Genomic DNA, 8,425 nt, shown 5'->3' with positions numbered 1-8,425 from the left:
TCCGGGCGGCACGCCGAGAGGACGCACCGAACGCCGCGCGGCCGCCCTCCGGGCGACGACGCCACTTTCGCACCAGGCCCCAGCGCACCGAGGCACCGAGGTCAATCGGCGGGGAGGAGCGGCCCGGCGGGGGAGCGCCGGGATCGCCCCTCCCCGCGCTGGATCACGCCGTGTGCAGGGTCAGGCCGTAGCGGCCGAGGATCTCGTTGACGGGCTGGAACCAGGTCTGACCGCCGCCCGAGCAGTTGCCCCAGCCGCCCGAGGTGACGCCTTGCGCCTGGTCGCCGCTGATGAAGGAGCCCCCGGAGTCACCGGGTTCGGCGCAGACGCTGGTCTTCGTCATCTGGTGCACCGCGCCCTGGCTGTAGTTGACGGTCTCGTTCTTGGCCAGGACCGCGCCGCAGTGCCAGTGGGTGGTGGAGCCGGACCGGCAGATGGAGGCACCGACCGGTGCCTCGGCCGAGCCTCGCACGAGCTGGTCCGAGACCGTGCCCCAGCCGAGCACGACCGGTACGGTCCACCAGCCGCTGCCGACGTTCACCCACGCGTAGTCGTTGCCCGGGAACGAGGAACCCTGGAAGTTCCCGATGTAGCTGCCGTCCCAGCCCCGGACGCCGGCGCCCGCCTGACCGCAGTGCCCCGCGGTGATGAAGCCGCCGTGCACCGAGAAGCCTATGGAGCAGCGGACGTTGCCGGTGTAGTAGGGGTCGCCGCCGACCGTGCCGGCCGCGAAGGTGCGCGGCGCGCTGGAGACCGTCTCGACGGTGACGGGGCCGGTCGCGCGCGCCCGGGAGACGAAGTCGCGGACATCGTTGTCAGCGCGCTTGTCCGCGACGACGTTCACGACGACGGTGTTCGCCATCGGGTCGACGTGCCAGCCACCGACGCCCGAGGGCGCGGAGAGCCGGTCGATGCGCGCCTTGGCGGCATCGAGCTGCCGCGCGCTGTGCGTGACGGTGCGCACGGACGCTCCGGTGGCCTTGACGTCCCGTACGGTCGCGGCGGGGGCGTCCGACGTCACGGCCACCGTGAGCCGTTCGCTCTTCGCGTCGAACCAGGAGCCGCCGTATGCGGAACCGGCCGCCTTGCGCGCCTTCGGCGCGAGATTCGTGGCGGTGCGTTCGGCGGCGAGCCGGGTCTCGGCCTGGGTTTTCGACAGTCCGAGGTCGCGCTGCATGGCCTGGAGCAGTGCGTCGGAGGCGGGTGCGGTGTCGGCGGCCGCGGGGGAGTCGTCCGCCGCTGCCTGACCGGTGCCGCCCGCGGTCAAGCCGCCGAACAACAGGAGTGCGGCCACGCCGGCGTACTTGAGTCTGCTGCGTCTCAAGGGAGTTGCCCTTCGTCGTTCCAGCAAGGTGGGGTGGAACAACCGCAAGCTGAGAGCGCTCTCACTCGGTGTCGAGCCGAGCATAGTCAGGGTGGCGTGTCAGGTCCATACCAAAGTTCCGGCGGATATTCAGGTCGAACGGCCTGCCGAGACGCAAGGCACCCCGGACGCCGTCGGGCGTCCGGGGTGCGCGAGGGAACCGCGTGGCGCGTGTGTCAGTCGATCCGGCCCGTCCGGGCCTCCCGCCACAGGTCGACGCCGCCGTCGGTGGCGTACTTGTCGATCTCGGCGAGTTCCTCGTCGCTGAAGTCGGCGTTCTGCAGTGCGGCCACGTTCTGCTCCAGCTGCTCGGTGCGCGAGGCGCCGATCACCAACGACGTCACACGCCGGTCGCGCAGCGCCCAGGCCAGCGCCATCTGGGCGAGGCTCTGGCCGCGCCGGGCCGCGATGTCGTTGAGCGCGCGCAGCCTGCGCAGCATGTCGTCCGTCAGCCAGGTCTCGTCGAACGACTTGCCCTGGGTGGCGCGCGAGCCGGCCGGGACACCGTCGAGGTAGCGCCCGGTCAGCAGCCCCTGGGCCAGCGCCGTGAACCCGATCACCCCGAAGCCCTCCTGCTCGGCGGTGTCCAGCAGGCCCTCGGTCTCGATCCAGCGGTTGAGCATGCTGTACGACGGCTGGTGGATGAGCAGCGGCGTGCCCAGCTCCCGCAGGATGGCCGCCGCCTGCCGGGAGCGCTCGGCGTCGTACGAGGAGATGCCGACGTAGAGCGCCTTGCCCTGGCGGACGGCGGTGTCGAGCGCGCCCATCGTCTCCTCCAGCGGCGTGCTCGCGTCGAGCCGGTGGGAGTAGAAGATGTCGACGTAGTCCAGCCCGGTCCGGCGCAGCGACTGGTCGAGGGAGGCGAGCACGTACTTGCGGGAGCCGCCGCCCTGGCCGTAGGGGCCGGGCCACATGTCCCAGCCGGCCTTGGTGGAGATCACCATCTCGTCCCGGTAGGGGGCGAGGTCCTGCTTCATCAGCCGGCCGAAGTTGATCTCGGCGGCGCCGTACGGCGGCCCGTAGTTGTTGGCGAGGTCGTGGTGCGTGATGCCCAGGTCGAAAGCGCGCAGGGCGATCTCGCGCTGGGTCTCGAAGGGCTTGTCGTCACCGAAGTTGTGCCAGTACCCCAGGGACAGCACGGGCAGGTCGAGTCCTGAGCGTCCGGTGCGCCGGTACCGCATGGTGCCGTTGTGGCGCTCGGGATCAGCGACGTGGTTCATCGAGAGTTCTCCGCAAGGTGCAGTCGGGGTGGTTCGGTCCGGGTGAGGGACGTGTTCACTGTGCTCCTGCCTGATTCTGACGTCCAACGCATCCTTTTCATCGGATTCAGCGACACCGCTTCTGAATGCCGGAGGCCGCCGCTCCTCAGGACCGGTTCACGGTCACGGCGGGGACGTCGTGGCCCTCGACCCGCACGGCCGGCCGCGCTCAGTGCTCGCCTGTGGCCGGCCTCGCGGCACGTCCAGTACGTGTTCTCATCCGGCAGCTCGCCCGCGCGCCCAGCAGGACCGCATGCTGACAGCCTTGTCCGGCAGGGGGCCGGAGCAGCCCTCTGACAACGTTGCCCAACGCTGCACCGCCGACCTGGGTCCGTCAAGGCTTCGAACCCGCACGGGCTCTTGTTTCTGTAAATTAGTAATTAATATTGACAGGGTTCCGGCCGCGCGCCACAGTCTTCGCCGTGACGCCGACGGCCCCCGCCGCCCGCACGGCCCGCGTCACGTCGAGTTGCCCTTCACCGGGCCCAGTTCAAATAAATTAGTAATTAATCTTGACGTGGTCGAAGCGCCACGCGAACCTGGATCAGCCGCGAGCGGGCCCCTGCCGTCAGGAGGGCGGACCCGTCGCGGGGATCCACAGGGAGCCATCGATGTCGAACCCGCACACCAGCCGACGGCGATTCCCCGCCGGACTCGGCGCCACCGGCACAGCCGCGCTGCTCAGCGGCTGTGTCACCTCGACCTCGTCCTCGAAGTCCTCCTCCGACGGCGCGGTCACCCTCCAGTCCAACCTGTCGGCGCCGCAGGCCAAGGCGGCCATGGAGGACCTGGTCGCCGCCTACGGCAAGAAGGGTACCGGCGACGTCAGCCTCAACACCGTCGCCGCCGAGACCTTCCGCACCCAGCTGCCGACGTACCTGACCTCCGCCAACCCGCCGGACGTCTACACCTGGTACCCCGGCTCGGTGGCGGACGCCTACGCGAAGAAGGACCTGCTGCTCGGCCTCGACGACCTCTGGGGCTCCTCCGACCTCAAGCGCTACTCCAAGGCGCTGAACTCGCTGTGCACGTCGGGCTCCGGCCAGAAGGTCTTCGTCCCGGCCACCTACTACTGGTGGGGCATGTTCTACCGGAAGTCCAACTTCGCCAAGTGGGGCGTGAGCGAGCCCAAGAGCTGGGACGACTTCCTCGACCTGTGCGACAAGCTCAAGAGCAAGGGCGTCGCCCCGATCGGCCTGGGCGCGGGCGGCAACACCGCCTGGGTCGCCTCGGCCTGGTTCGACTACCTCGACATCCGCATCAACGGCGCCCAGTACCACCGCGAACTGCTCGCCGGCAAGCACCGCTTCGACGACCCCGAGGTCCGCAAGGTCTTCGACCGCTGGCAGGAGGTGCTGCCGTACTTCGACCCGAACGGCACCGCCGGCGCCTTCCAGGACGCGACGACCGCCCTGCTCAACGGCCGCAGCGGCATGATGCTGATCGGCACCTTCTTCGCCGACGCGGCCCCCAAGGACGCCCTCGACGACATCGACTTCTTCCGCTTCCCGGTCATCGACCCCAAGGTCCCGCTCGCCGAAGAGGCCCCCACCGACGGCTACTTCGCCAGCGCCCGCACCGGACGCAAGGACGGCGTGCTCGACCTGCTGGGCTACCTCGCCACCGCCGAGGCCCAGGAGATCTACATCAAGGGCTCCTCCGGCACCGTCCTGCCCTGCCACCCCGACGCCAAGGACTCCGGCACCCCGCTGGTGCAGAAGGGCCGCAAGCACATCGAGGAGGCGGCGGAGATCACCCAGTTCTTCAACCGCGACTCCAGCGACGCCCTCCAGCCCACCGCCGACACCGCGCTGACCAAGTTCCTCGCCAGGCCCAAGGAGATCGGGTCCATCCTCACCGACTGGCAGCGCGAAGCCGAGAAGATCTGGAACGCCTGACATGGCCGTCCTGACCGCCCCCCACCGCAAGCCTCCGGTCCCGGCGCCGTCCCGTGACGGCCGGGCCCGGAGCCCGCGGCGCACACCCCCGCTGGTGCTCGCCTTCGTCCTCGTCCCGCTGCTCGCCGAGGCGGTGTGGGTGTTCTGGCCCGCGCTCCAGGGCTTCTACCTCGCCCTGACCAGCTGGGACGGCGTGTCGGCACCGAGATTCGTCGGCCTGGACAACTTCCGGGAGATGGCGGGCGACGACGTCTTCCGAGGAGCCGTCGGCCACACGGTGCTCTGGCTGGTGCTGTTCGGCGGCCTGTCCGCCCTGCTCGGCCTCGCCGCCGCGATGCTGCTCCAGCAGGAGCGGCGCGGCGTCGGCTTCTACCGCGCCGCGCTCTTCCTGCCCGTCGTGTTCTCGCTCGTCGCCACCGCCCTGGTCTGGCAGGCCGTCTACCAGCCCGACGGCGTCCTCAACCAGCTCCTTCAGTCCGTCGGCCTCGGCAGCCTGCGGCACGCCTGGCTCGCCGACCAGGACACCGCCCTGTACGCGGTCATCGTGCCCGCGCTGTGGCGCCAGATCGGCTATGTGATGGTCCTGTACCTCGCCGGACTCAAGGGCATCGACCCCGCCCTGTACGAGGCCGCCAAGGTCGACGGCGCGAGCGCCTGGCAGCGCTTCCGCCACGTCACCCTGCCCCAGCTGCGCAGCGTCAACGCGGTCGTCCTGTCGGTCATCATCATCGACTCGCTGCGCTCCTTCGACGTCGTGTGGTCGCTGACCCGCGGCGGCCCCTACCACTCGTCCGAACTGCTGAGCACCTACATGTACTCGACAGCCTTCCAGTCCCTGCGGCTCGGCTACGGCTCCGCCCTGGCCGTCGTCATCTTCCTGCTGGCGTTCGGCGTCATCGCCTCCTACCTCGTGCGCGCCTTCCGGGAGGCCGACTGATGTCCGCCAACTCCACGGCGGTGCGCCGCAAGCGGGCCGCCACCGCCGGATTCCACCTCTCGGCCGGCGCGCTGGCGCTGCTGTGGCTGCTGCCCATCGCCCTGGTCGTGGTGACCAGCCTGCGCTCCTTCGACGACATCGCCGCCAACGGGCTCGGCAGCCGGCCCCACTCCTTCACCCTCGACAACTTCAGCCTCGCCTGGATCGACGGCGGACAGCAGCGCGCCCTGATCAACAGCCTGATCGTCACCGTGCCCTGCGTGCTGGTGACGCTGGCCCTGGCGGCGATGGCCGCGTTCGCGCTGAGCCGCTACGAAATGCCCCTGCGCCGCTCCCTGCTGCTGCTCATGCTCGGCGGCAACCTGCTCCCGCCGCAGATCCTGCTGATCCCTGTCTCCAAGCTCAGCGAAATGATGGGCGTCCACGACACCCTTCCCGCGCTGATCGGCGTGCAGATCGGGTTCGGCGTCGGCTTCTACGTCTTCGTCCTGCACGGGTTCATGCGGTCCATCCCCGTCGAGATCCAGCAGGCGGCGGTCGTCGACGGGACGGGGCCCTGGCAGATCTTCTGGCGGATCATCCTGCCGCTGACCCGCCCCGCCCTCGCCGCGCTCAGCGCCCTGTCCTTCACCTGGATCTTCAACGACCTGCTGTGGGCGATCACCGTGCTGCGCAGCGACACCAAGATGCCGATCACCGCCGCGCTCATCGGCCTCCAGGGCCAGTACGTCTCCATGTGGAACGTGATCGCCGCCGGCTCCGTCATCGCCGCCGCCCCCACCGTGGCCGTCTTCCTGCGCTTCCAGCGCCACTTCGTGGCCGGCCTGAACCTCGGAGCAGTCAAGTGACGTCGTACCGGCGCTGGACCCTGCGCACCGAGAACACCAGCTACACCGTACGGCTGTCCCCGGACGGCCCGTGGGCCGAGCTGGACTCCTGGGGACCGCACGGGGTGGAGAGCGGGCCGTCGGCGCTCGACTGGTCGCACCGCACCCACTTCATCACGCCCGCCGACGCCGCCCCCGCCGAGTATCTGCCGCACGGGCTGCGGCCGTTCAACGGCGCCGAACTCGTCGCCGAACGCATGGACGGAGAGCGGGGCGTCTGGTGGGACTTCGAAGGGGCGCGGGAGACCGAGGGGAAGCTGCGGCTCGCGTTCACCGACGGGACCCTCGGGCTGCGCACGGTCCTCTGCTACGAGACCGTGCCGGGAACGGATGTGATCCTGCGCTGGACCGAGCACACCGCCTCGCGGGAACTGCGCCTGGAACGCCTCGACTCGGCAGCCGTGAACGTGCCCGTCACCACCGGGGCACGGCTGACCTACCTCACCGGCCAGTGGTCCCAGGAATTCCAGCTGACCCGACTCGCCCTGACCCGGGGCACGTTCACCATGGGCAGCACCCAGGGCGTGCCCGGCCACGCCTATGTGCCCTGGCTCGCCGTACAGGACCTGACCACGGACGACGCCCCCGCTTACGGGGTGGCCCTGGAGTGGCCCGGCAACTGGCACATCACCGCCGAGGCCGAGCCCGGCGGCGCTGTCCGGGTACGCGCCGGACGCGTCCCGCACGAGGGAGCCGTACTCCTGGCGCCCGGCGCCACCCTGACCACGCCCCGCCTCGCCTGCGCGTTCAGCCCGGACGGACTCGACGGACTGTCCCGCATCTGGCACCGCTACGACCGCCACCTCTCCGGCGACCGTCTGCACCGCACCCGCAAGGTCCTCTACAACTCGTGGGAGGCCACCGGCTTCGACGTCGACGCCGCCGGCCAGCTCAAACTCGCCGAGAAGGCCGCCGACATCGGCGCCGAACTGTTCGTGGTGGACGACGGCTGGTTCACCGGCCGCCGCGACGACACCGGCGGACTCGGCGACTGGTACCCCGACCCGGCGGCCTTCCCGCAGGGCTTCGACCGGTTCGTCGAGGAGGTGCGCGGACTGGGCCTCGACTTCGGTCTGTGGGTCGAGCCCGAATCGGTCAGCCCCGGCAGCAGGCTGCACACCGAACACCCCGACTGGATCTACCGCGTCGACGGCCGGCCCGCCCGCCTCGTCCGCAACCAGCTCCTGCTCGACCTCGGCCGCGCCGACGTCCAGGACTTCGTGATCGGCACCCTGGACCGGCTCCTCGGCACCTACGCCATCGGCTACCTCAAGTGGGACATGAACCGGCCGCCCACCGAACGGGGCCGCCCCGGTGCCGGGCACGTCGACCTCGACGCCGAGCACGTCGCCGGATACCTGCGCGTCCTGGACCACCTGCGCGCCGCCCACCCCGACGTCACCGTCGAGGGCTGCGCGGGCGGCGGCGCCCGCATCGACCACATGACGCTGGCCCGCACCGACGTCGTCTGGCCCAGCGACAACACCGCCCCGCTGGACCGGCTGACCGTCCAGCACGGCTTCCTGCACGCGCACGCGCCGCACGTCATGAGCTCCTGGGTCACCGACGCGCCGGGCGTCTTCGACCCGCGCCCGCGCAGTCTCGCGTTCCGCTTCGTCAACGCCATGTGCGGAGTGCTCGGCGTCGGCGCCGACCTGCGCACCTGGACCTCGGACCAGCGCGCCGAGGCCGCGCGCTGGATCGCCCGCTACAAAGAGGTCCGCGACGTACTGCATCACGGCGAGGCACGGCTGCTCGGCTCACCGGCCGACACCACCTGCGGTGTCCAGTACGACGCCGGTGAGCGCACGGTCGTCGCCGCACTGAGCACGGGCCGCCTCGACGGCGCACCCCTCGTGCCCGGACGCCCCGACCGGCTCCGGCTGCGGGGCCTGGACCCGGCTGCGCACTACCGGGACCCGGCGACCGGAACGACGTACGGCGGAGCCCATCTGCTGCACTACGGGCTGCCGTTCGCCTGGAGCGCCGATCACGACGCGGATCTCGTGGTACTGACACGTGAGTGAGCCGCATATGTTTCCCCGACGGCCGCTCTCCGCACCCGGAGCTCACGAAGGAGT

General features: G+C 70.5%; 6 protein-coding genes. 4 read left to right on the top strand and 2 right to left on the bottom strand.

Annotated features, from left to right (window positions below):
• Nucleotides 1–163: 163 nt before the first annotated feature.
• Together AC3ETA_RS37400 and mgrA are read right to left on the bottom strand one after the other, a co-directional pair.
• Entirely contained in the window at nucleotides 164–1,324 is a 1,161-nt protein-coding gene (locus tag AC3ETA_RS37400; protein ID WP_432197344.1) for a S1 family peptidase, read from the bottom strand.
• A 215-nt stretch (nucleotides 1,325–1,539) separates the two neighbouring features.
• Nucleotides 1,540–2,583, bottom strand: coding sequence for an L-glyceraldehyde 3-phosphate reductase (gene mgrA, locus AC3ETA_RS37395; protein ID WP_432197343.1), 1,044 nt, complete (start codon nucleotides 2,581–2,583; stop codon nucleotides 1,540–1,542).
• Nucleotides 2,584–3,233: 650 nt separating this feature from the next.
• On the opposite strand from mgrA, the gene AC3ETA_RS37390 reads away from it, so the two are divergent.
• From AC3ETA_RS37390 to AC3ETA_RS37375, 4 genes are read left to right on the top strand one after another with little or no spacing between them, the layout of a single operon-like run.
• Complete coding sequence (locus AC3ETA_RS37390; protein WP_432197342.1) at nucleotides 3,234–4,520, top strand: ABC transporter substrate-binding protein; 1,287 nt, start codon at nucleotides 3,234–3,236, stop codon at nucleotides 4,518–4,520.
• A 1-nt stretch (nucleotide 4,521) separates the two neighbouring features.
• Entirely contained in the window at nucleotides 4,522–5,457 is a 936-nt protein-coding gene (locus AC3ETA_RS37385; protein WP_432197341.1) for a carbohydrate ABC transporter permease, read from the top strand.
• Nucleotides 5,457–6,305: a carbohydrate ABC transporter permease gene (locus AC3ETA_RS37380; RefSeq protein WP_432197340.1), complete on the top strand. Its 849-nt coding sequence runs from the start codon at nucleotides 5,457–5,459 to the stop codon at nucleotides 6,303–6,305. The genes AC3ETA_RS37385 and AC3ETA_RS37380 overlap by 1 nt, the downstream gene beginning before the upstream one ends.
• Nucleotides 6,302–8,371: an alpha-galactosidase gene (locus AC3ETA_RS37375; protein WP_432197339.1), complete on the top strand. Its 2,070-nt coding sequence runs from the start codon at nucleotides 6,302–6,304 to the stop codon at nucleotides 8,369–8,371. The genes AC3ETA_RS37380 and AC3ETA_RS37375 overlap by 4 nt, the downstream gene beginning before the upstream one ends.
• Nucleotides 8,372–8,425 lie beyond the last annotated feature (54 nt).

The sequence above is a fragment of the Streptomyces sp. bgisy027 genome (assembly GCF_057710365.1).
Note: the sequence above shows the minus strand (reverse complement) of the source record. Positions and strands in the feature narration are given on the sequence as shown.